Source organism: Aurantimonas manganoxydans SI85-9A1 (genome assembly GCF_000153465.1).
Lineage (GTDB): Bacteria > Pseudomonadota > Alphaproteobacteria > Rhizobiales > Rhizobiaceae > Aurantimonas > Aurantimonas manganoxydans.
Map to the genome: position 1 here is coordinate 1,937,275 of NZ_CH672387.1, position 22,404 is coordinate 1,959,678.

The 22,404-nt window shown below is 66.2% G+C and carries 20 protein-coding genes; 16 read left to right on the forward strand and 4 right to left on the reverse strand.

Features of this window, described 5'->3' with window-relative positions:
* Positions 1 to 43: 43 nt before the first annotated feature.
* Both SI859A1_RS09160 and SI859A1_RS09165 read right to left on the reverse strand, forming a co-directional pair.
* Positions 44 to 952 (reverse strand): formate/nitrite transporter family protein, encoded by a 909-nt coding sequence (locus SI859A1_RS09160; protein ID WP_009209508.1) that lies wholly within the window; start codon positions 950 to 952, stop codon positions 44 to 46.
* A 113-nt stretch (positions 953 to 1,065) separates the two neighbouring features.
* Positions 1,066 to 2,043, reverse strand: a complete 978-nt coding sequence (locus SI859A1_RS09165) for a formate/nitrite transporter family protein (RefSeq protein ID WP_148233788.1) — start codon at positions 2,041 to 2,043, stop codon at positions 1,066 to 1,068.
* A gap of 190 nt (positions 2,044 to 2,233) precedes the next feature.
* Between SI859A1_RS09165 and SI859A1_RS09170 the strand changes: the two genes are divergently transcribed.
* From SI859A1_RS09170 to SI859A1_RS09215, 10 genes are all read left to right on the forward strand, one after another.
* Complete coding sequence (locus SI859A1_RS09170; RefSeq protein ID WP_040325618.1) at positions 2,234 to 2,542, forward strand: FtsB family cell division protein; 309 nt, start codon at positions 2,234 to 2,236, stop codon at positions 2,540 to 2,542.
* A 287-nt stretch (positions 2,543 to 2,829) separates the two neighbouring features.
* Entirely contained in the window at positions 2,830 to 3,948 is a 1,119-nt protein-coding gene (gene pdhA, locus SI859A1_RS09175; RefSeq protein WP_040325619.1) for a pyruvate dehydrogenase (acetyl-transferring) E1 component subunit alpha, read from the forward strand.
* Between the two features lie 11 nt (positions 3,949 to 3,959).
* Positions 3,960 to 5,411, forward strand: a complete 1,452-nt coding sequence (locus SI859A1_RS09180) for a pyruvate dehydrogenase complex E1 component subunit beta (protein ID WP_009209512.1) — start codon at positions 3,960 to 3,962, stop codon at positions 5,409 to 5,411.
* Between the two features lie 4 nt (positions 5,412 to 5,415).
* The gene (locus tag SI859A1_RS09185; protein ID WP_040325620.1) at positions 5,416 to 5,898 is read left to right on the forward strand and encodes an SRPBCC family protein; all 483 of its coding nucleotides are present in this window, start codon (positions 5,416 to 5,418) and stop codon (positions 5,896 to 5,898) included.
* 13 nt (positions 5,899 to 5,911) lie between these two features.
* A complete protein-coding gene (locus SI859A1_RS09190) occupies positions 5,912 to 7,315 on the forward strand; it encodes a pyruvate dehydrogenase complex dihydrolipoamide acetyltransferase (RefSeq protein ID WP_009209513.1) in 1,404 nt (467 codons plus the stop codon).
* A gap of 9 nt (positions 7,316 to 7,324) precedes the next feature.
* A complete protein-coding gene (locus SI859A1_RS09195) occupies positions 7,325 to 7,972 on the forward strand; it encodes an SGNH/GDSL hydrolase family protein (RefSeq protein WP_009209514.1) in 648 nt (215 codons plus the stop codon).
* A 126-nt stretch (positions 7,973 to 8,098) separates the two neighbouring features.
* On the forward strand, positions 8,099 to 9,553 hold the full coding sequence (gene lpdA / locus SI859A1_RS09200; RefSeq protein ID WP_009209515.1) for a dihydrolipoyl dehydrogenase: 1,455 nt from the start codon (positions 8,099 to 8,101) through the stop codon (positions 9,551 to 9,553).
* 82 nt (positions 9,554 to 9,635) lie between these two features.
* Positions 9,636 to 9,890: a GlsB/YeaQ/YmgE family stress response membrane protein gene (locus tag SI859A1_RS09205; RefSeq protein WP_024350632.1), complete on the forward strand. Its 255-nt coding sequence runs from the start codon at positions 9,636 to 9,638 to the stop codon at positions 9,888 to 9,890.
* Between the two features lie 71 nt (positions 9,891 to 9,961).
* Positions 9,962 to 10,936, forward strand: coding sequence for a lipoyl synthase (gene lipA, locus SI859A1_RS09210; RefSeq protein WP_009209517.1), 975 nt, complete (start codon positions 9,962 to 9,964; stop codon positions 10,934 to 10,936).
* An 11-nt stretch (positions 10,937 to 10,947) separates the two neighbouring features.
* The gene (locus SI859A1_RS09215; RefSeq protein ID WP_009209518.1) at positions 10,948 to 11,424 is read left to right on the forward strand and encodes a type II toxin-antitoxin system RatA family toxin; all 477 of its coding nucleotides are present in this window, start codon (positions 10,948 to 10,950) and stop codon (positions 11,422 to 11,424) included.
* On the opposite strand, the gene SI859A1_RS09220 is transcribed toward SI859A1_RS09215, so the two are convergent.
* On the reverse strand, positions 11,409 to 11,918 hold the full coding sequence (locus tag SI859A1_RS09220; RefSeq protein ID WP_040325621.1) for a CinA family protein: 510 nt from the start codon (positions 11,916 to 11,918) through the stop codon (positions 11,409 to 11,411). The two genes, SI859A1_RS09215 and SI859A1_RS09220, sit on opposite strands and share 16 nt — an antisense overlap.
* Entirely contained in the window at positions 11,915 to 13,105 is a 1,191-nt protein-coding gene (locus tag SI859A1_RS09225; RefSeq protein WP_009209520.1) for a bifunctional 2-C-methyl-D-erythritol 4-phosphate cytidylyltransferase/2-C-methyl-D-erythritol 2,4-cyclodiphosphate synthase, read from the reverse strand. The genes SI859A1_RS09220 and SI859A1_RS09225 overlap by 4 nt, the downstream gene beginning before the upstream one ends.
* Before the next feature lie 181 nt (positions 13,106 to 13,286).
* On the opposite strand from SI859A1_RS09225, the gene dusB reads away from it, so the two are divergent.
* The 6 genes from dusB to trkA all read left to right on the forward strand — a co-directional run bounded on the left by dusB (position 13,287) and on the right by trkA (position 22,116).
* A complete protein-coding gene (dusB, locus tag SI859A1_RS09230) occupies positions 13,287 to 14,312 on the forward strand; it encodes a tRNA dihydrouridine synthase DusB (protein ID WP_009209521.1) in 1,026 nt (341 codons plus the stop codon).
* 3 nt (positions 14,313 to 14,315) lie between these two features.
* Positions 14,316 to 15,458 carry a two-component system sensor histidine kinase NtrB gene (locus tag SI859A1_RS09235; RefSeq protein WP_009209522.1) on the forward strand — a complete coding sequence of 381 codons (1,143 nt, stop codon included), beginning with the start codon at positions 14,316 to 14,318 and terminating at the stop codon, positions 15,456 to 15,458.
* A gap of 9 nt (positions 15,459 to 15,467) precedes the next feature.
* Positions 15,468 to 16,913, forward strand: coding sequence for a nitrogen regulation protein NR(I) (ntrC, locus tag SI859A1_RS09240; protein ID WP_009209523.1), 1,446 nt, complete (start codon positions 15,468 to 15,470; stop codon positions 16,911 to 16,913).
* Between the two features lie 79 nt (positions 16,914 to 16,992).
* On the forward strand, positions 16,993 to 19,212 hold the full coding sequence (locus tag SI859A1_RS09245) for a sensor histidine kinase NtrY-like (RefSeq protein WP_009209524.1): 2,220 nt from the start codon (positions 16,993 to 16,995) through the stop codon (positions 19,210 to 19,212).
* Between the two features lie 19 nt (positions 19,213 to 19,231).
* The gene (gene ntrX, locus SI859A1_RS09250; RefSeq protein WP_009209525.1) at positions 19,232 to 20,596 is read left to right on the forward strand and encodes a nitrogen assimilation response regulator NtrX; all 1,365 of its coding nucleotides are present in this window, start codon (positions 19,232 to 19,234) and stop codon (positions 20,594 to 20,596) included.
* A 143-nt stretch (positions 20,597 to 20,739) separates the two neighbouring features.
* Positions 20,740 to 22,116, forward strand: a complete 1,377-nt coding sequence (trkA, locus tag SI859A1_RS09255) for a Trk system potassium transporter TrkA (RefSeq protein ID WP_009209526.1) — start codon at positions 20,740 to 20,742, stop codon at positions 22,114 to 22,116.
* Positions 22,117 to 22,404 lie beyond the last annotated feature (288 nt).

Here is a 22,404-nt window from a genome sequence, read left to right on the forward strand (position 1 = left end):
AAGGGCGCCGGCGAAAGCCGGCGCCCTTTTTCGTGTCCGGTCGTCAGTTGCCGCGCTGATCGAGCTCGTTGACGACCTGGCCGTAGCTGATCAGCGAGAACAGGGCAGACCCGCCGAGAACGTTGCCGAGCAGGGCCGGCAGGTAGAAGCCGACAAGCGCGTCCTGAACCGCCATCCGGCCCGCGAACATCAGCGCCATCGCCTCCACCGAACCGGCGACCACATGGGCGAGGTGGAAGAGGGCGATCAGATAGGTCAGGAGCGCGATGACCAGGAATCCCGACCGGTCCGCCGAGGGCAGCAGCCAGACGACCGTAGCCATCAGCCAGCCCGCCGCGATGCCGCGCAGCAGCATGTAGTGGAAGGCCGGCTCCATCGCCTCGGCGGAGAGGGCCAGCGCCGCCTCGCGGATCTCCGGCGCATTGAGGACATCGTAGGCGATGCCTGCCCCGAACACCGCCGTTCCGACCATGTTGGCGGCCAGAACCACCGCCCACAGCCGTACCAGGGCCACGACGCCCTTCCAGCGTCGCCGCGCCAGGACGGGCAGGGTGGCGCTGAGGGTGATCTCGGTGAAGAGCTGCTGGCGGCCGAGAATGACGATCAGGAAGCCGACCGTGTACCCCCAGGATTCCAGCAGCGACCGCCAGGGCGCATCGGGCAGATACGCCCTGAGCGCCGCCATCGTGTAGACCGAAAAGCCGATCGACAGCCCTGCCGCAAGGCCCGACCACCAGAGACTGGCGGTCGGCCGGGTCAGTTCGTCCTCGCCCTCCTGGCGGACGATCTCGTAGACCGCCAGCGGACGCAGCTTCAGCCGGTCGTCGATCTGGTGCAGTTCGCCCTCGGTGAGGGTGGAGCCTTCCTTCTCGATCCGCTGTTCGGTGACGTCGTTCGAATGTCGGCGCTTGCCGGCATCATGGACGGCTTTCGCCGATGTCTGTTCATCCATGTCATCTTCGCGTTCGGTGATGCCGCCGCGGGACGGCCATTCTCCCCAACATGGGGCCGAGCGCCCGGGACGACAGAGCCGGGCGGTGAACAGCGGGTCACCGCCCCTTTGCGTCAGCTCACCTTGGGACGCTCCCCGGGCGGCCGTCCCCTGGCGCCCAGCATCCATTCGCGCCAGGACAGGCGCTCGCCATAACGCTCGAACAGGGCCGAATCTTCGTGGGCGGCGAACTGGGAGTAGTTCAGGACGGCCACGAAGGTGACGCCGCCGATCGTGTTGCCGAGCAGGACCGGCAGCACGAACATCGGGAACAGCGGCAGGAACGCGACTTCCTCCAGCCGGAAGCTGAGGAAGAACACCTCCACCGACGAGGTGATGACGTGGAAGAAGCCGCCGACGCCGACGAAATACATCAGCAGCCAGACGAACAGGATCTTCGACACCGTATCGCGGCCGCCATGGACCAGCCAGACCATGGCCGCGACGATCCAGCCGGCGATGACGCCCTTGGAAAACAGCGAGAACCAGCGGGTCTCGTAGGCCTCGTGCCCCATCTCAAGGGCTCTTTCCAGTCGCTCCGGCGTCATAACGTCGAAATATGCGAGCAGCCCGGCGGCACCGACGGCGCCGATCATGTTGGCGACCAGAACCACACCCCACAGGCGCAGAAGGTTTCGCAGGCTGGCGAGCTTGGTGAGGACGAGGACGACCGGCGTCAGCGTGTTCTCGGTGAAGAGCTGGTAGCGGCCGAGCACGATGATCAGGAAGCCGACCGGGTAGAGCAAATTGCCCAACAGGCCGGGTGTCGCCTCGCCAGCAGCGTCGGTGAAGACGACGCGGGCGAGGAAGGTCAGGCCGAGAGCGCCGCCGGCGCCGATCCCGCTCCAGAAGAGATAGCGGTTGTTGGCATCGAGTTCGTCATCGGCGGTGGACAGCACCCGCGCAAAGATCTCCTCGAAGGCGAAGAAGTCCGACAGAGTCTCGCCCTCGGACGGCGCGTTGTCGAGCGAATCCTCAGGATCGGCCCGGCGCATCGCCTCCTCTTCTTCCTTGTGGCGGCGTGCCTTCGGGTCGTCCTCTTCGTGAGCCATGCATGTATCCTCGCGTGGGTCGCGGCGGATGGGCGCCGGTGCGGCTCATCTAGCGCCGTCGCGCGTTTGCGGAAGATCGCCGTTCGATATCGGCGCCCGATTCCTCCCGGACGCGCGGATTGCACCGCGCGTGCCGTGGTTTACGCGGCCTTAAGCGGAACATGCGAAGGGTCGGGAAAAGGAGGGCCCGATGCGCACCATCCAGAAACGTCAAAGCCGGATCGGCGGCCTCATCGTGCCGGCGATCACCGTCAGCTTTCTCGCCTATTTCGCGATCCACGCCCATAGCGGCAAATACGGCATCGAGGCGAAGGCCGAGCTGACACGCGACCTCGCAGTGAAGAGTGCGCGGCTCGACGAACTCGAGGACCGCCGCGAACGTCTCGAACGCCGGGTGCAGCTGCTGCATGACGGGACGCTGGAACGCGACATGATCGACGAGCGGGCGCGGCGCGCGCTCAACGTGACGACGCCCGAAGAGATCGTCATCCTGCGATAGGCAGGCAGCCGTTCGATATTGCACCTGCACAGCGATGACCGGTCTGCGCCGCAACAGTGCCGCCTAACGGCGTATTCTGGGCCGGATTCACGCATCTGACGACCGCCTGCGCGCACGAAAACGACCCATCATAGACTTAAACGCAATCTCGGTTGAATTTGCTGCGATGCAGCAAGTAAACCGGAATCCGATTAAAGCGCGTGGCGTCGCTTGATGGGCGGTGCGGAGCATCTATACTCGGGGTGAATTGTAGCCGCGAATTGGCGGATCAAGACCCGGAGGCAGCATTGGCGGCCAGGCAGAGCAAGACACCCGCATCCAAGAAGGCCGCAGGCCCCTCGGGCGACGGCGCGGTTTCCATGGCGGATTCGTCCGCGGAGATCGTCAAGACGCTGGAGCATTTCGACGCGCCCGCGCCCGCAACGTTTTCCAAGGACGAGGAGATTCGCGCCTATCGCGACATGCTCCTCATCCGGCGCTTCGAGGAAAAGGCCGGCCAGCTTTACGGCATGGGCTTCATCGGCGGCTTCTGCCACCTCTATATCGGTCAGGAAGCAGTCGTCGTCGGCATGCAGATGGCGATGAAGGAGGGCGACGAGGTCGTCACCGGCTATCGCGATCACGGCCACATGCTGGCCACCGGCATGGAAGCACGGGGCGTGATGGCCGAGCTCACCGGCCGCCGCTCGGGGTATTCCAAGGGCAAGGGCGGCTCGATGCACATGTTCTCGAAGGAGAAGAAATTCTTCGGCGGGCACGGCATCGTCGGCGCGCAGGTGCCGATCGGCACCGGCCTCGCCTTCTCCAATCGCTACAAGGGCAATGATTCGATCTCGATCACCTATTTCGGTGACGGCGCGGCCAACCAGGGCCAGGTCTATGAGAGCTTCAACATGGCCTCGCTGTGGAAGCTGCCCGTCGTCTACGTGATCGAGAACAACCGCTATGCCATGGGCACCTCGGTGAACCGGGCTTCGGCGGAGACGAATTTCGCCCATCGCGGCCTGTCGTTCAAGATTCCGGGCATCCAGGTCGACGGCATGGATGTGCGGGCGGTCAAGGCCGCCGGCGATCTGGCCGCCGAGCATTGCCGCTCGGGTGAGGGGCCGATCATCCTCGAGATGATGACCTATCGCTATCGCGGACATTCCATGTCCGATCCGGCCAAGTATCGCAGCCGCGACGAGGTCCAGAAGATGCGGTCGGAATCCGATCCGATCGAACAGGTCAAGCGCCGGCTCATGGAAGAGCAGGGCATGTCCGAGGACGACGTCAAGGACATCGACAAGAAGGTCCGCGAGATCGTCGCCGACTCCGCCGATTTCGCCCAGAATGATCCCGAGCCGGACGTCTCCGAGCTGTGGACCGACATCTATGCGGACGTGCTTCCGCAGGCGGCCGAGTAGGGGAACCGACCATGCCGATTCAGATTCTGATGCCCGCCCTGTCCCCGACCATGGAGGAGGGCAACCTCTCCAAGTGGATCAAGCAGGAAGGCGACACCGTATCGCCCGGCGACGTGATCGCCGAGATCGAGACCGACAAGGCGACGATGGAAGTCGAGGCCGTCGAGGAAGGCACGCTGGGCAAGATCCTGGTCCCGGCCGGTACCGAAGGCGTGCGGGTGAACGCCCCGATCGCCCTGCTGCTGGCCGAGGGCGAGGACGAAAGCGCACTGGAAGACGGCGCCGCGACCGCGGCGAAGTCCGCGCACGACGAGTCCGCGAAGAGCGACGAGGCGCCGGCTGCCGCCGAAACGTCCGCGTCTTCTGGCGGCTCTGGCGGTGACATGGAGGCGCGCCGGGTGCCCGCCGAGGGCAAGGTTCACCCCGAGCCCGAGGACGAGGTCGGCGCGTTCGGCCAGGAGATCCCCGAGGGCACCGAGATGGTGTCGACCACGGTCCGCGAGGCGCTGCGCAGCGCCATGGCCGAGGAACTGCGCCGTGACGACGACGTCTTCGTCATGGGCGAGGAGGTCGCCGAGTACGAGGGCGCCTACAAGATCACCCAGGGCCTGCTGGCCGAATTCGGTGCGCGCCGCATCGTCGACACGCCGATCACCGAGCATGGCTTTGCCGGTCTGGGCGTCGGCGCGGCCTTCGGTGGCCTGAAGCCGATCGTCGAGTTCATGACCTTCAACTTCGCCATGCAGGCGATCGACCAGATCATCAATTCGGCGGCCAAGACGCTGTACATGGCCGGCGGCCAGATGGGCTGCCCGATCGTGTTCCGCGGCCCGAACGGCGCCGCGGCGCGCGTTGCGGCCCAGCACAGCCAGGACTACGCGGCGTGGTACAGCCACATTCCGGGTCTGAAGGTGGTGCAGCCCTATACGGCGGCCGACGCCAAGGGCCTGCTGAAGTCGGCGATCCGTGACCCGAACCCGGTCATCTTCCTCGAGAACGAGATCCTCTACGGCCAGAGCTTCGAGGTTCCGGCGATCGATGACTGGACCGTTCCGATCGGCAAGGCCCGCATCCACCGTAAGGGCAAGGACGTCACCATCGTCTCCTTCGGCATCGGCATGACCTATGCGGTCAAGGCAGCCGAGGAACTGGCGGCCGAGGGCATCGACGCGGAGGTCATCGACCTGCGCACGATCCGTCCGATGGACATCGACAGCGTCGTGCGGTCGGTCAAGAAGACCAATCGCTGCGTCACCGTCGAGGAAGGCTGGCCGCAGGGTTCGGTCGGCGAGCATATCGCCTCCGAACTGATGGTCCGCGCCTTCGATCATCTCGACGCGCCGGTCCTCAAGGTCTGCGGCAAGGACGTGCCGATGCCCTACGCGGCCAATCTCGAGAAGCTGGCGCTGCCGTCGGTGAAGGACGTGATCGATGCGGTCAAGGCCGTGACCTATCGGGACTGATGCCATGGCGAGCGGTTCGGCTCATTCCGGTGCGGCAGGCGACGATGTGGGCCTTGTCCTGGTTCAGGATATCGACGCGTCGCCGGCAGCCGTCTGGGAATGCCTGACCGAACCCGCCTGTTTCAGGAGCTGGTGGCGCGAGACCGTGGAGTTCGAGCCGCGGCTCGGCGGCCATCTGCTGGAGCCGTGGACGGATGCCGACGGCGTCGAGCATCTGACCCGGGCCGAAGTCACCGCCTACCACCCGCCGCACGGACTGGTGATGGTCTGGGCCGACGCGGACTGGGGCTTCGACACCGTCGTATCGGTGTCGCTGGAACCTCTGGCGGACGGCGCGCGGGTGACGATCGAACATCAGGGCTGGCAGGCTGCGCCCGAAGCGGATTGCGCGGCCCTTCTGCTCGACCACAGGAATGGCTGGTCGCATCACCTGTCCAGGCTGACCGACCACGCACACGAACATGATGCCCGGCGCAAGGGCCATTGAGGAGACGTTCCGGATGCCCATCAATGTGACGATGCCCGCGCTCTCGCCGACGATGGAGGAGGGCAACCTCGCCAAGTGGCTGGTGGCCGAGGGCGACACGGTTTCGGCCGGTGACATCATCGCCGAGATCGAGACCGACAAGGCGACCATGGAAGTGGAGGCCGTCGACGAGGGCAAGGTTGCCAAGATCGTCGTCGCCGCCGGCACCGAGGGCGTGAAGGTCAACGCCGTCATCGCCATTCTGGCCGCCGACGGCGAGAACATCGAGGACGCCGCCAAGGGCGGCGGTTCGGCTGAGGGGTCGGACGACAAGGGCGGCGCAATGGTCGCCGATCCGAAGGCGGACGCTGCCGTGACCGGTTCGGAAGCCGACGCGAGGGATGCGGAAAAGCGTGGCGACAGCCGCCCAACGGCCGATGCCAAGAGCGGGTCGTCCGGGCACGGCGGTTCGGGCGATCGCGTCTTCGCGTCGCCGCTGGCGCGCCGGCTGGCCAAGGATGCCGGGCTCGATCTCGGCGCGGTGCAGGGCTCCGGTCCGCACGGGCGGATCGTCAAGGCCGACATCGAGAGCGCGAAGGCATCGGGCGGCGCCCGCAAGGCCGCCGATGCGCCCGCGGCGAAGAGTGAGGCCGCATCGGCCCCGGCAGCGGCGCCTGTCGCCAGGGGCACCAGCGACGAGGCCGTTCTCAAGCTGTTCGAAGAGGGCTCCTACGAGAAGATCCCGCATGACGGCATGCGCAAGACCATCGCCAAGCGCCTGGTCGAGGCCAAATCCACGGTCCCGCATTTCTACCTGACGCTCGACTGCGAGCTCGACGCGCTGCTGGCGCTGCGCAAGCAGCTCAACGAGGCGGCGCCGATGATCAAGACCGATGCGGGCGACAAGCCGGCCTACAAGCTGTCGGTCAACGACATGATCATCAAGGCGATGGCACTGGCGCTGAAGGCGGTGCCGACGGCCAACGTGTCCTGGACCGAATCGGCCATGCTGCAGCACAAGCACGCGGATGTCGGCGTGGCCGTGTCGATCGAGGGCGGCCTGATCACCCCGATCATCCGGCGCGCCGAGGAGAAGACGCTGTCGGCGGTCTCCAACGAGATGAAGGACCTTGCCAAGCGTGCCCGGGCCCGCAAGCTGAAACCCGAGGAATATCAGGGCGGCACCACGGCCGTGTCCAATCTCGGCATGTTCGGCATCAAGGACTTCGCCGCGGTGATCAACCCGCCCCATGCAACGATCCTGGCGGTCGGCGCGGGCGAGCAGCGCGCGGTGGTCAAGAACGGCGCCGTGACGGTCGCCACCATGATGAGCGTGACCCTGTCGACCGACCACCGGGCCGTGGACGGCGCGCTGGGCGCCGAACTGGCGGTGGCGTTCAAGCAGCTGATCGAAAACCCGATGTCGATGCTGGTCTAGGGCGAGGCGATGAGAACCGTCCTATGCTACGGCGACTCGCTGACCTGGGGCTACAACCCCGAGACCGGACTGCGCCACGATTACGACAGCCGCTGGCCGAACGTGCTGGCCAGGGCGCTGGGCGAGGACGTGGTCGTCATCACCGACGCGCTGAACGGGCGGACCACCGTCTTCGACGACCAGATGGTGATGGCCGAGCGCAACGGGGTGAAGACCCTGCCGACGGCACTCGGCGCGCACCAGCCGCTCGACCTCGTCGTCCTGATGCTCGGCACCAACGATCTGAAGCGGCACACCGGCGGCGGCCGGGTCTTCGAGTCGCGTCAGGGAATGGAGCGGCTGGTCGAGATCATCCTGACCTTCCCCTACCAGCGCGGCTACGACGCACCGAAGATCCTGATCGTCGCGCCGCCGATGTTCTGCGCGACCACCGAGCCGGACTTCACGCTGCTGTTCGGGCATGCGCTTGAAGAATCCCAGCATTTCCGCTCGGCCTGCACGAAGGTCGCGGAGGAATATGGATGCGCCATGTTCGACGCGTCCGAGGTCTGCGAGACGACGCCGCTCGACGGCATCCATCTGTCGGCGGAGCATACCCGCGCGCTCGGCGAAGCGCTGATCGCGCCGGTCAAGGCATTGCTCGACGAAACGGCATGAGCCGGCCGCCGCTGCCTCGCCTTCGGCGCAGCGCAGCATTCGCGGCCGCACCCATCCGGCCGGGTGACACACGGTTTGCGCCCGCACACCCGGCCCACGAAGTTCCGGCGTCCCAGGAGAGCACCCATGGCTGACACCTACGACATCCTCATCATCGGCGGCGGCCCCGGCGGCTATGTCGCGGCGATCCGTGCCGCCCAACTCGGCTTCAAGACCGCGGTCGTGGAACGCGAGCATCTCGGCGGCATCTGTCTCAACTGGGGTTGCATCCCGACCAAGGCGCTGCTGCGCTCGGCCGAGATCTTCCACTATGCCGAGAACGCGACGGCTTACGGCCTGAAGATCGCCAAGCCGGATTTCGACATGGAAGCGGTGGTCAAGCGTTCGCGCGGCGTCTCGGCGCAGCTCAACGGCGGCGTCGGCTACCTGATGAAGAAGAACAAGATCGACGTTATCTGGGGAGAGGCCAAGATCACCAAGGCCGGCAAGGGCGGCCCGGTCGAGGTCTCGGTCGGCAAGATGAAGAAGCCCGTGGTCGAGCCGCAGAACCCGGTTCCGAAGGGCGTTCTGGGCGAGGGCAGCTACAAGGCCAAGCATGTGATCGTCGCCACCGGCGCGCGCCCGCGGGTGCTGCCGGGGATCGAGCCGGACGGCGACCGGATCTGGACCTACTTCGAGGCGATGAAGCCGAAGGCGATGCCCAAGAGCCTCATCGTCATGGGCTCCGGCGCCATCGGCATCGAGTTCGCCTCCTTCTACCGCACCATGGGCGCCGACGTTACGGTGGTCGAACTGCTGCCGCAGATCATGCCGGTCGAGGATGCCGAGATCGCTGCCGTCGCTCGCAAGCAGTTCGAGAAGCAGGGCCTGAAGATCCTCACCGACGCCAAGGTCGCGAAGGTGGAGAAGGGCGGTGACGGGGTTTCCGTGACCGTCGAGACCAAGGACGGCAAGTCGCAGGTCCTGAAGGCCGAGCGGCTGATCTCGGCCGTCGGCGTGCAGGGCAACACCGAAGGGCTGGGCCTCGAGGATGTCGGCGTCGCCATCGAGCGCGGCATCGTCAAGATCGACGGCTACGGCAAGACGAATGTCGAGGGCGTCTACGCCATCGGCGACGTCGCCGGCCCGCCGATGCTGGCCCACAAGGCCGAGCACGAGGGCACGATCTGCGTCGAGAAGATAAAGGGTCTCGACGTCCATCCGATGAAGAAGACCGAGATTCCCGGCTGCACCTATTGCCAGCCGCAGGTCGCCAGCGTCGGCCTGACGGAGGCCAAGGCCAAGGAAGCCGGGCACGCGGTCAAGGTCGGCCGGTTCAACTTCAAGGGCAACGGCAAGGCGATCGCGCTCGGCGAGCCGGAGGGGCTGGTGAAGACCGTCTTCGACGCCAAGACCGGCGAGCTCCTCGGCGCTCACATGGTCGGGGCGGAAGTCACCGAGCTGATCCAGGGCTTCGTCATCGCCATGGGGCTGGAAACGACGGAGGAAGAGCTCATGCACACGGTCTTCCCGCATCCGACCCTGTCGGAAATGATGCATGAAAGCGTTCTCGACGCCTATGGCCGCGTCATTCACATGTAGATTCCGCCCGCCGCCCTCTTGCCTCGTTTTCCCCTGCGCTAGCTACCGTCCGAGAAGTCAAACGCGACAAGGAGTCTCAGGAATGATCGGTAGTTTTCTCGCAGCCATTATCGTTGGCGGCATTGCAGGTTGGCTGGCAGAAAAAGTCATGAAGAGCGACATGGGCGTTCTCATGAACATCATCCTCGGCGTGGTCGGCGCCATCGTGCTGAGCCTCATCCTGCGTCTGACAGGGCTGGGCTCCGGCGCGAGCGCCTCCTTCTCCTGGGAATACCTCATCGTCGGATTCGTGGGCGCCTGCCTGCTGATCTTCATCGTGCGTCTGTTCCGGCGCTAATCACCGGTCCCGCACGAATGACTGCGCCGCGGTGGATTGCACCGGGGCGCCCGGGAGCTTAATTGAGGCCCATGGTCACCGTGCTCGATAACCGCCTTGCGGTCGAGGCCAAGCCTCGACCGCGGCATCCCGAAAAAGCCCATCGTCCGGATCAGGCGACGACCCTGCGCAAGCCGGACTGGTTACGCGTCAAGGCGCCGGTCTCGAAGGGCTACCAGGAAACGCGCGAGATCGCGCGCTCCAACAACCTCATCACCGTGTGTGAAGAGGCCGGCTGTCCCAATATTGGCGGCTGCTGGGAGAAGAAGCACGCGACCTTCATGATCATGGGCGGGATCTGCACCCGCGCCTGCGCCTTCTGCAACGTGGCGACCGGCATGCCGAAGCCGCTCGACGAGAGCGAGCCGGAGAGCGTCGGCCGGGCCGTCGCAGCCATGGGGCTAAACCATGTCGTCATCACCTCGGTCGATCGTGACGATCTGGCCGATGGCGGCGCCCAGCACTTCGTCGAAACGATCCGCGCCATCCGCGCGGCGGCGCCCGGCACCACCATCGAGATCCTGACGCCTGACTTCCTGCGCAAGCCGGGCGCGCTCGAGGCCGTGGTTGCGGCCCGGCCCGACGTCTTCAACCACAATCTGGAAACCGTGCCGTCGAAATATCTGACGGTGCGCCCGGGCGCCCGCTACTTCCACTCGATCCGGCTGCTGCAGCGGGTGAAGGAACTCGATCCGACGATCTTCACCAAGTCCGGCATCATGGTCGGGCTTGGCGAGGAACGGAACGAGGTGCTGCAGCTCATGGACGATCTGCGCTCGGCCGACGTCGACTTCCTGACCATCGGCCAGTACCTGCAGCCGACCAAGAAGCACCATGCGGTGATGCGGTTCGTCACGCCCGAAGAGTTCCAGTCCTTCGAGACCGTGGCGCTGTCGAAGGGCTTCCTGGTCGTGTCGGCCAGCCCGCTGACCCGTTCGTCGCATCACGCCGGCGAGGATTTCGAACGGCTGAAGGCGGCGCGTCTCGCCCGTCGCGCGGCCGCCTGACAGCGACGATCATGGCTCATTTCCAGACCACCCGGCGCGTGCACCACTCCGCCGACGAGATGTTCGCGCTTGTCGCCGACGTGGAGAAATACCCGGAGTTCCTGCCGCTCTGCCAGCAGCTCAACGTGCGCTCGCGTCGCGAACGCGACGGCAAGACGCTGCTGGTGGCCGACATGACCGTCGCCTACAAGATGGTCCGCGAGACCTTCTCGACGCAGGTGCTTCTGAAGCCGGACGAGCGCCGCATCGACGTGAAATATGTCGAAGGGCCGTTCCGCTATCTCGACAATCGCTGGGATTTCGTGCCGGTCGGCGAGGGTGCCTGCGACGTCAAGTTCGACATCGAATACGAGTTCAAGAGCCGCACGCTGGGGCTGTTGATGGGCTCGATGTTCGACTACGCTTTCCGGCGCTTCGCAGAGGCCTTCGAGGCGCGCGCGGACGTCATCTATGGCGACGGTGCCCGGAGTGCTCAGAACGCCGGCTGATCCGCGAGCGCATCGAGCAGCATGTCCAGCGCGACACCGACGCTGGCGCTCCTGATGTCCGCCCGATCGAGCGGGCCGAAGCGGCATTCCCGATGACGGGTGGTCCCCGGGCTGGCGCAGGCGAAGTGCACGAGGCCCACCGGCTTTTCTGCCGAGCCGCCGCCTGGCCCGGCGATCCCCGTGACGGAGATTGCGACGCCCGCACCGGAGGCGCGGCGCGCCCCCTCGGCCATCTCGCACGCCACCGGTTCGGACACTGCACCGTGTTCCGCCAGGGTCGCGGCATCGACGCCGATCATCTCGACCTTCGCGGCGTTGGAATAGGTGACATAGCCCCGCTCGAGCACGGCGGACGAGCCGGCAATGTCGGTGAGGGCCGCCGCTATCAGTCCGCCGGTGCAGGACTCTGCCGTCGCAATGGTCAGCCCCGCTTTCGCGTAGGCCTCAATGACGCCGCGTGCCTTTGCCCGGATCACCGCCGCATCGGCGCTCACCGGGTCTCTCCGTAGGAGACGCTGGCCGTCGCGATCGCGGCGATGCCCTCGCGGCGGCCGACGAAGCCGATGGTCTCGTTGGTCGTGGCCTTCACCGAGACCCGTTCCGCGTCGAGCCCGGTCATCGCGGCGATCGCCGCACACATGGCGGCGCGATGCGGGGCGATCTTCGGCGCCTCGCAGATCAGCGAGATATCCGCATTCATGATCCGTCCGCCCTTGGCCCGGACGATCTCCACTGCCTTCTCCACGAAGATGCGCGACGGCGCGCCGCGCCATTGCGGATCGCTGGGCGGGAAATGGTCGCCGATATCGCCAGCGCCGCAGGTCGCGAGCAAGGCGTCGGTCAGGGCATGCAGGCCCACATCGGCGTCGGAATGGCCGTCCAGTGTCTGGTCGTGCGGAATGGCGATCCCGCAAAGGGTGACGTGGTCGCCCGCGACGAGCCGGTGCACGTCGTAGCCATTGCCTGTCCTGACATCGATCATCGGCCGTATTCCCCGCATCCGTTCGTCGGCCAGCGCGATATCACGGGCCGTCGTCAGTTTCACGTTCTCGGCCAGCCCTTCGACAAGACGGACGGGAAGGCCGGCCCATTCGGCAATGGACGCGTCGTCGGTGAAATCGTCGCGCCCGGATGTGGCGGCAGCCTCGTGGGCAGCGCAGATGGCCGCAAAGGGAAAGCCCTGCGGCGTCTGCGCCGCGTACAGGTCGCGCCGGTCGACCGTGGCGACGATCTGCCCGTCGGGGCCAGCCTTCTTCAGCGTGTCGGGCACGGCGATGGCCGGTATGGCTCCTTCGGTGTCGCCAATGGCGGCAAGCGTGCGGTCGATCAGGGCGGCGTCGACGAAGGGTCGGACGGCGTCGTGAATCAGCACAACATCGGGGGCAAGGTCCGCGAGCGCTGTCAGGCCGCGGCGCACCGATTCCTGGCGAGTCGCGCCGCCGAGGGTGACTCGGACGCGGTCGAGATGTGTTTCGAGAGCCGCGGCGAGCAGCGCGCGATCATCCCTGTGGATGACGATCACGACGCGTTCGATGCCGGGATGGTCGAGAAAGACGCGGACGGTATGCGCGATCACGGCCTGTGAGGCCAGCGAACGGTACTGCTTGGGGCCTTCCACCGACTGGCCCGCGCGTTCGCCGCGCCCGGCCGCCACGATGACCGCAGCCACGCTCCGCTTCATCGTTCGATCCCCGTCACATTTGCCTCGCCCGCGTGAACCATAGAGGGAAGCAGCTATGCAAGGCGCGTGCTTGTCTTTTGTGCATGCCCGGATAAGTTACAGTCAAATGGCGAAAGAAGCGACACATTCAGTAGGCGCCCAAACATTGGGCGATTTCGGCCCGGACCAGTCCCGTGTCCGGATGCCGCTGCATGTCGGCGGCCACGGGCTGGCGAACCGCGCGTTCCTCGCACCGCTGTCGGGGATTTCCGACGTGCCGTTCCGGCGGCTGGCGCGGCGCTTCGGCGCCGGCATGGTGGTGTCCGAGATGGTCGCCAGCGGCGAGTTCGTGAAAGGCTGCGAGGAGAGCGCGCTCAGGGCCATGCGCGACGGGCCGGGACTGCACGTCGTGCAGCTCGCCGGGCGCGATCCCGCCTGGATGCAGCGCGCCGCGGCCCAACTGGCCGACAACGGCACGGATATCATCGACATCAACATGGGCTGCCCCGCCAAGAAGGTTGTGGGCGGGCTGTCGGGTTCGGCGCTGATGCGCGAGCCGGAATTGGCCCTGCGGATCGTCGAGGCGACCGTGGCCGGGGCCGGCGGCGTGCCGGTGACCCTGAAAATGCGGCTCGGCTGGGACCGCGAGTCGATCAATGCGCCCGAACTGGCCGCCGCGGCCGAGGCCGCCGGTGTCGCCATGATCACGGTTCACGGGCGCACCCGCAGCGACTTCTACGACGGCCAGGCGGACTGGCCCGCCATTGCGGCCGTACGGGCCGCCGTGTCGGTGCCGCTGGTCGCCAATGGCGATCTCGTCTCACCGGAACAGATCACGGCAATGCTCGCTCAGAGCGGCGCCGACGCGGTGATGGTCGGCCGCGGGTCGCAGGGGCGTCCGTGGCTGCCGGGCCTGTTGGCAGGGGCGATCGGGGAGGACGAGTTGGCCCGGTTGCCGCTCGGCGATCTCGTGGCCGAGCACTATGCGGCGATGCTCGATCATTACGGCGCGCGGGTCGGCGTGCGCCATGCCCGCAAGCATCTGGGCTGGTATCTCGACCGCTTCATCGCCACCACCGGACCCGTGCCGGAAGCCGACCGGATGGCGGTCGTGGCCGGCCATGACCCGCAGGCCGTGCTGAGCGTTCTGCGCCACCTTTTCGCCGAGACCCGCCTTCTGGACGTCGAGCCGAGCCTCGCGCCCTCCGCCATGCAGGAAGCAGCCTGAACCATGAACGATGAAGCGGCCCCCATGGATCTGGCGGCGACACAGACACGCATTCTCAACGCCCTGCCGCACCCGGTGGTGGTCATCGACCGCAGCGGCCGGTTCCGCTTCGCCAATTCCGATGCCGAGCAGTTCTTCTCCGCCGGCATGTCGTATCTCGCCAAGCGGCGCCTGCAGGATTTCGTGCCGGCCGACAGCCCACTCTTTGCGCTGATCGACCAGGTGCGCGAGCAGCAGGGGCGGATCAGCGAGTACCGGGTGGACGTGTCGTCGCCGCGGCTGGGCGGTGAGCGGCTGGTGGATCTCTACGTTTCGAACCTGCCGGACGATCCCGATCTCGTGGTGGTGATGATCCAGCTGCGCTCCATTGCCGAGAAGATGGATCGCCAGCTGACCCATCGCTCGGCGGCGCGCTCGGTCACCGGGCTTGCCGCGATGCTGGCCCACGAGATCCGCAATCCGCTGTCGGGGATCAAGGGCGCGGCGCAATTGCTGGCGACGTCGGCCAGCGACGAGGATCGCAGCCTGACGCGGCTGATCCAGGAAGAGAGTGACCGGATCGTCAAGCTCGTCGACCGGATGGAGGTGTTCTCGGACCAGCGACCGATCGAGCGTTCGGCGGTGAACATCCATTCGGTCCTCGAACATGTGAAGACTCTGGCGCGCTCGGGCGTCGCCCGCAAGATCAAGATCACCGAGCTCTACGACCCATCGCTGCCGCCGGTCTTCGCCAATCGCGACCAGCTGGTGCAGATCTTCCTGAACCTCGTGAAGAACGCCGCCGAGGCGGTGGGCGACCGCGAGGGTGGCGAAATCCGGTTGATCACTGCCTTCAAGCCGGGTGTGCGCCTGTCGGTACCCGGCACCCGCGATCGCGTGACGCTGCCGCTGGAGTTCACCGTCGAGGACAATGGCGCCGGCATCCCCGACGACATCCGCGAGCACATCTTCGACCCCTTCGTGACCACCAAGCCGAGCGGCTCGGGACTGGGCCTTGCGCTCGTCGCCAAGATCGTCGGCGACCATGGCGGCGTCATCGAGTGCGAGTCACACGAGGGGCATACGAGCTTCCGCATCCTCATGCCGGCCTGGCGCGAGATCGCGGAAGCGACGACGGACGCGCCCCATCCGGCATCGGAAGTCTGAGGAATTGGAATGAGCATGCAGATTCTCGTTGCCGACGACGACTCCGCCATCCGCACGGTTGTCTCACAGGCCTTGATGCGGGCGGGCTTCGAAGTCCGGGTCACCTCGAACATCGCGACGCTGTGGCGCTGGATCGCGGCGGGCGAGGGCGATCTCGTCATTACCGACGTGCTGATGCCCGACGGCAATGCCTTCGACACGCTGCCGAAGATCAAGAACTCGCGGCCCGATCTGCCGGTCATCGTGATGAGCGCGCAGAACACGTTCATGACCGCCATCAAGGCGTCGGAGAAGGGCGCCTACGACTACATTCCCAAGCCCTTCGACCTGACCGAGCTCGTCGCCATCGTCCGTCGGGCACTGTCGGAGCCGAAGGAAAGCCGGCGCCAGGACGCGCCGGACGAACTGCATGATTCCATGCCGCTGGTCGGTCGCTCGCCGGCCATGCAGGATATCTACCGGGCGCTGGCCCGGATGATGCAGACCGACCTGACGGTGACCATCACCGGCGAATCCGGCACCGGCAAGGAGCTGGTCGCCCGGGCGCTGCACGATTACGGCCGTCGGCGCAAAGGCCCGTTCGTGGCCATCAACATGGCGGCGATCCCCCGCGAGCTGATCGAGTCCGAGCTCTTCGGCCATGAAAAGGGCGCCTTCACCGGCGCACAGGCCCGCACCAGCGGCCGCTTCGAACAGGCCGAAGGCGGCACGCTGTTCCTGGACGAGATCGGCGACATGCCGATGGAAGCCCAGACCCGGCTGCTGCGGGTGCTGCAGCAGGGCGAATACACCGTCGTCGGCGGGCGCACGCCCATCGCCACCGACGTGCGCATCGTCGCGGCGACCAACAAGGATCTGCGCCAGCTCATCGCCCGCGGCCTGTTCCGGGAGGATCTGTTCTATCGTCTGAACGTGGTGCCGCTGCGCCTGCCGCCGCTGCGTGAACGGATCGAGGATCTGGCCGATCTCGCGCGCCACTTCTTCACCGAGGCCGAGAAGCAGGGGCTGCCGCGCAAGGTGCTGAGCCAGGGCGCGCTGGACGTGATGCGGCGCTATCCGTGGCCGGGCAATGTCCGCGAACTGGAAAACCTCATCCGGCGTCTGTCGGCGCTCTATCCGCAGGACGAAATTTCCGCCGAGCTGGTCGAGCACGAGCTGTCGAACGACGTGGCCAAGACACCGGGTCTCGACGGCGACGGCGGCAAGCCGATAGACCTGAGTGCCGCGGTCGAGCGCTATCTGTCCGACTATTTCGCTTCCTTCGGCGACGATCTGCCGCCGCCCGGGCTGCACGGGCGCATCCTGCGCGAGGTCGAATATCCGCTAATCGCGGCGGCGCTGGCGGCCACGCGCGGCAATCAGGTGAAGGCGGCCGATCTCCTGGGGGTCAACCGCAACACCCTGCGCAAGAAGATCCGCGATCTCGACATCTCGGTGATCCGCGCGATCCGCTGAGCGGCATTTTTCCAGCCTCGTTGCACTTTGGCCACATTCCGTTGCATTGTAGCAACGTGATGACCGGTTGCAGTGATTCATGAGCCTGACACCCCAACAGAGCGCGCCTGAGGTTCCGTTCCTCATGGAGCGCCGTCGCTTCATGCTGGTCCCGGGGCTGATCGCCGTGGTCGGCGCGCTGATCACCGGCGCGATCTCCTTCGTCGTCCTGATGGGACTGACGCCGATCGCGCCGACCGACACGATCGTCACCATCGCCACCATCGTCAACGGCGCCTTCGTCGTGCTGCTCTGCGTGCTGATCGGGCGCGAGGTGCTGCGCATGGTTCGGGCCCGCCGCCAGGGCAGGGCTGCCTCCCGCCTGCATGTGCGCATCGTTGCGCTGTTCTCGATCGTCGCGGCCCTGCCGGCGCTGCTGGTGGCGATCGTCGCCGGTGTGACGCTCGACCTCGGGCTGGATCGCTGGTTCGAGATTCGCACGCGCACCATCGTGGAATCGTCGATCAGCGTCGCCCGCGCCTATGTGAACGAAAACGCCCGCAATCTGCAGGGTTCGACGCTGTCGATGGCCTACGATCTCGACCAGCAGCGGCGGCTGTTCGATCTCGACCAGAACGGCTTCGAGAACCTGATGACCGATCAGGCCAAGGGCCGCTCGCTGCTCGGCGCGCAGATTCTGCGGGCCGACGGAACGCCGTTCCTGCGCGCCGACGTGGCGGTCGAGCGGCCGCTGCCGGTCCCGCCGGAGGACGCGCTGCAGCGCGCGGCGGACGGCAATCTGGTGTTCATCCCGCCCGGCGTGACCAATCTCGTCGGTGCGATCATCAAGCTGCGGCAACTGCCCAACAGCTATCTCTACACGGTGCGGGCCGTCGATCCGGAAGTGCTCGACGCGCTGCGGCTGATGGAGGAGCGCTCGGCCGAATATTCCAGCCTCCAGGCCAATCGTCTGGGGCTGCAGGTGGCCTTCGCGCTGCTCTATCTCGGCATCATGCTGATCGTGCTTTTGTCGGCCATCTGGACCGGCATCGGCGTCGCCGACCGGCTGGTGCGGCCGATCCGGCTGCTGATGGGCGCCGCGGACGAGGTTTCGAGCGGCAACCTCGCCGTCTCGGTGCCGGTGCGGACCTCGGACGGCGATGTCGGCTCCCTGTCCAACACCTTCAACAACATGATCCTGCAGTTGCGCAGCCAGCGCTCCGAACTGGTCCATGCCAAGGACGTCATCGATGAACGTCGCCGTTTCACCGAGGCGGTGCTGTCCGGCGTCACGGTGGGCGTCATCGGTGTCGAGCGCGACGGCTCTGTGTCGATGCTGAACCCCTCCGCCGAGCGGATCCTGCATGTCGACGCCGGGGCCGTCGTCGGCCGGTCGCTGATCGAGACGTTCCCGACGATCGGCCAGGTCTTCGAAACCGCGACCGCCTCGTCGCGCCCCGAATTCCAGGAGCAGGTGAAGCTGCGCATCCGCGATCGCGAGCGCGTGCTGGCCATCCGGATCACTTCGTCCGAGGAGAGCGAGGGCGCACGCTCCAGCGTCGTGACGATCGACGACATCACCGATCTCGTGGATGCGCAGCGATCCTCCGCCTGGGCCGACGTCGCAAGGCGCATCGCGCATGAGATCAAGAACCCGCTGACCCCGATCCAGCTTTCGGCCGAGCGCATCCGGCGGCGCTACGGCAAGCGCATCGAGGACGACCGCGAGGTCTTCGACCGGTGCATCGAGACGATCATCCGGCAGGTCTCCGACATCGGCCGGATGGTGGACGAATTCTCCACTTTCGCCCGCATGCCGAAGCCGCGCATGGAACCAAAGGACCTGCGCGAAGCGTTGCGGGAAGCGGTGTTCATGCGGGAAATGGGGGATCACGGTATTTCGTTCGTTGCCGAGATCCCCGATGAGCCGCTGCTGGGCTCCTTCGACATTCGCCTGCTCTCCCAGGCCTTCGGAAATCTCGTCAAGAATGCGGTGGAATCGCTCGAGACCGCCGAGGTCGCCGACGGCCAGATCCGCATCCGGGCCGTGCCGGGCAGGGAGCGGCATCTGGTCGAGATCAGCGACAATGGCCGGGGATTTCCCCGGGAGGATCGAGATCGGCTTCTGGAGCCCTACATGACCACGCGCGAGAAGGGGACCGGACTGGGCCTCGCCATCGTGCGGAAGATCATCGAGGAACACGGCGGGACGATCGAACTCGACGACGCGCCCGATCAGTCGCAGGGGGCGATGGTCCGCATCACCCTGCCGGCGGATGGCTTTGCAGACGCGGACATCCGGGAGAATGCCGGGACATGAGAAAGGATTGGTGAGATCGATGGCATCGGACATCCTGATCGTCGACGACGAAGCCGACATCCGCGAACTGGTGGCGGGGATCCTCGAGGACGAGGGGCACGAGACCCGGACCGCGGGGGGATCGGACGCCGCGTTGCAGTCGATCGCCGAGCGCGTGCCGCGCCTGGTCTTCCTCGACATCTGGCTGCAGGGCAGCCGCCTCGACGGCCTCGACCTGCTCGATGCCATCAAGGCGCAGCATCCCGAAGTCCCGGTGGTGATGATCTCCGGTCACGGCAATATCGAGACCGCCGTGTCGGCGATCCGGCGCGGTGCCTATGACTACATCGAGAAGCCGTTCAAGGCCGATCGCCTGATCCTGGTGGCCGAGCGAGCGCTGGAAAACTCCAAGCTCAAGCGTGAAGTCTCCGAACTGCGCCGGCGCTCGTCCGACTTCGCCGAGCTGATCGGCAAGTCGCATCCGATGAACCAGCTGCGCACGCTGATCGAGCGCGTCGCGCCGACCAACAGCCGCGTGATGATCCTCGGCGCGTCGGGGTCCGGCAAGGAAATGGTCGCGCGGGCGATCCATGCCGGGTCGGCCCGCGCGGATGCGCCCTTCGTGGCGCTGAACGCCGCCGCGATCACGCCCGACCGCATGGAGGTCGAGCTCTTCGGCACCGAGGCGCCTCCCGGCGTCGAGCGCAAGGTCGGCGCGCTGGAGGAGGCCCATGGCGGCGTCCTGTTCCTCGACGAGGTCGGGGACATGCCGCGCGAAACCCAGAACAAGATCCTGCGCGTGCTGACCGAACAGACCTTTGAGCGGGTCGGCGGATCGAAGCGCGTGAAGGTCGATGTCCGCATCGTCTCGTCGACGGCCCAGAATCTGGAATCGATGATCGCCGAGGGCGCCTTCCGCGAGGATCTGTACCATCGCCTCGCCGTGGTCCCGGTCCAGGTTCCGCCGCTTGCCGAACGGCGCCAGGACATCCCGCTGCTGATCGAAGCCTTCATGACCCAGATCAGCGAACAGACCGGCATCAAGCCGCGGGCGATCAGCCCCGAGGCGATGGCGGTGCTGCAATCCAGCGAATGGCCGGGCAACGTCCGCCAGCTCCGCAACAATGTCGAGCGGCTGATGATCCTGTCGCGCGAGGGCGATGCCGACACGACGATTTCGGCCGACATGCTGCCGCGCGAGGTCGGCGAGATGCTGCCGCAGACGCCGAGCCAGTCGGACGGGCAGATCCTGGCCCTGCCGCTGCGCGACGCTCGCGAGGTGTTCGAGAAGGAATATTTGGTGGCGCAGATCAATCGCTTCGGCGGCAACATTTCGCGCACCGCGGAATTCGTCGGCATGGAGCGCTCGGCATTGCATCGCAAGCTGAAGTCGCTCGGCATCTAGGCTCTCCGCTCCGGCGGTCCGCCCCGCGAGGCCCGTCAATGAGCGACGGCCTGCCAGGGGCGCGGCGAGGGACCTTTGCGCTTGTCCTCGGGAAGCTTTAGGAACGCGGCTCTGAAGAGTTCGGCGTTTGAAGGGCGGAACGGATGAGAGTCGTGATCTGTGGTGCAGGCCAGGTCGGGTACGGCATTGCCGAACGGCTGGCGTCCGAGCGCAACGACGTCTCGGTGATCGACACCTCCCGTTCGCTGGTCCAGAACATCCGCGACAATCTCGACGCACGGGGCTTCGTCGGCCACGGCGCCCATCCGGACGTGCTGGCCGAAGCGGGCGCGGAGCAGGCGGACATGATCATCGCCGTGACGCTGCACGACGAGGTGAACATGGTCGCCTGCCAGGTGGCCCACTCGCTGTTCAACGTGCCGACCAAGATCGCCCGCATCCGCTCGCAGAGCTATCTGCGGTCGCACTGGCAGGATCTGTTCTCGACCGACAACATGCCGATCGACGTGATCATTTCGCCCGAGGTCGAGGTCGGCGAGATGGCATTGCGCCGGATCGCGCTGCCGGGTGCCATGGATGTCGTGCGGTTCGCCGACGACACCATCGCCATGGTCGCCATCGAGTGCCGGGACGACTGTCCGGTGGTCGACACGCCGCTGGCCCAGCTCACCGATCTGTTTCCCGACCTGAAGGCGACCGTCGTCGGCATCCTGCGCGGCGACAAGCTGTTCGTCCCGGCCTCGTCGGACCAGATGGTGGCCGGCGACATCGCCTATGTCGTGGCGGAGCGCAGCCATGTGAAGCGCACGCTGGGCCTGTTCGGTCACGAGGAGCCGGAAGCCGGACGGATCGTCATTGTCGGCGGTGGCAATATTGGCTTCTACGTCGCCCAGCAGATGGAAAAGCGCAGCCTCGGCGCCAAGATCCGCGTGCTCGAGACCAAGCACGAGCGGGCGGTGACCATCGCCGACAGCCTGAAGCGCACCATCGTCCTGCATGGCAGCGGCCTCGACCAGACCATTCTCAACGAGGCCGACATCGCCGAGGCCGATCTCCTCGTCGCCCTGACCAATGACGACAAGGTGAACATCCTCTCCAGCGTCATGGCCAAGCGGCTCGGCTGCAAGGGCAATCTCGCCCTGCTGAACGATCCCGACTACCAGACCTTCACGCGCACGCTGGGCATCGACGCCTTCATCAATCCGCGCTCGGTGACGATCTCGCGGGTGCTGCAGCATGTGCGCCGCGGACGCATCCGCGCGGTGCACTCGATCCAGAACGGCTTAGCCGAAGCAATCGAGGCCGAAGCGCTGGAAACCTCGCCCCTGGTCGGCACGCCGCTGCGCGACCTGAACCTTCCGCATAATCTGCGGGTCGGCGCGATCTATCGCAACGGCCAGTTCGTGCGCCCGGACGGCCAGACCAAGATCAAGGCGAAAGACCGGGTGGTGATCTTCGCCGCCGCCGGTGCGGTGCGTCATGTCGAGCAGCTCTTCCGGGTCAGCCTCGAATTCTTCTGATCGGCGCGGGACGCCCCCTTTTTCGTGCGGCCATGCCGACATAAATGTCGGCGTGAGAGCCTGACTGCGCTTGATGTCCGGCCTGAGCCGGTGTCATGTCCGAAGAGAGTTCTCCTTGCGGCAGAGCCGACCATCGCCGGCTTGTCAGATTCTACGCAACGGAGAGGTGAGCATCCGCAGGTCCGGCGGCGAGACCTGCGGGAGACGACGAAGCCGTATTGCCCGGGTCGACGGGTGCAAGACAATGCGCGGAACGACCGGCGAAAACCGGTTCAGCCGACGCCAATA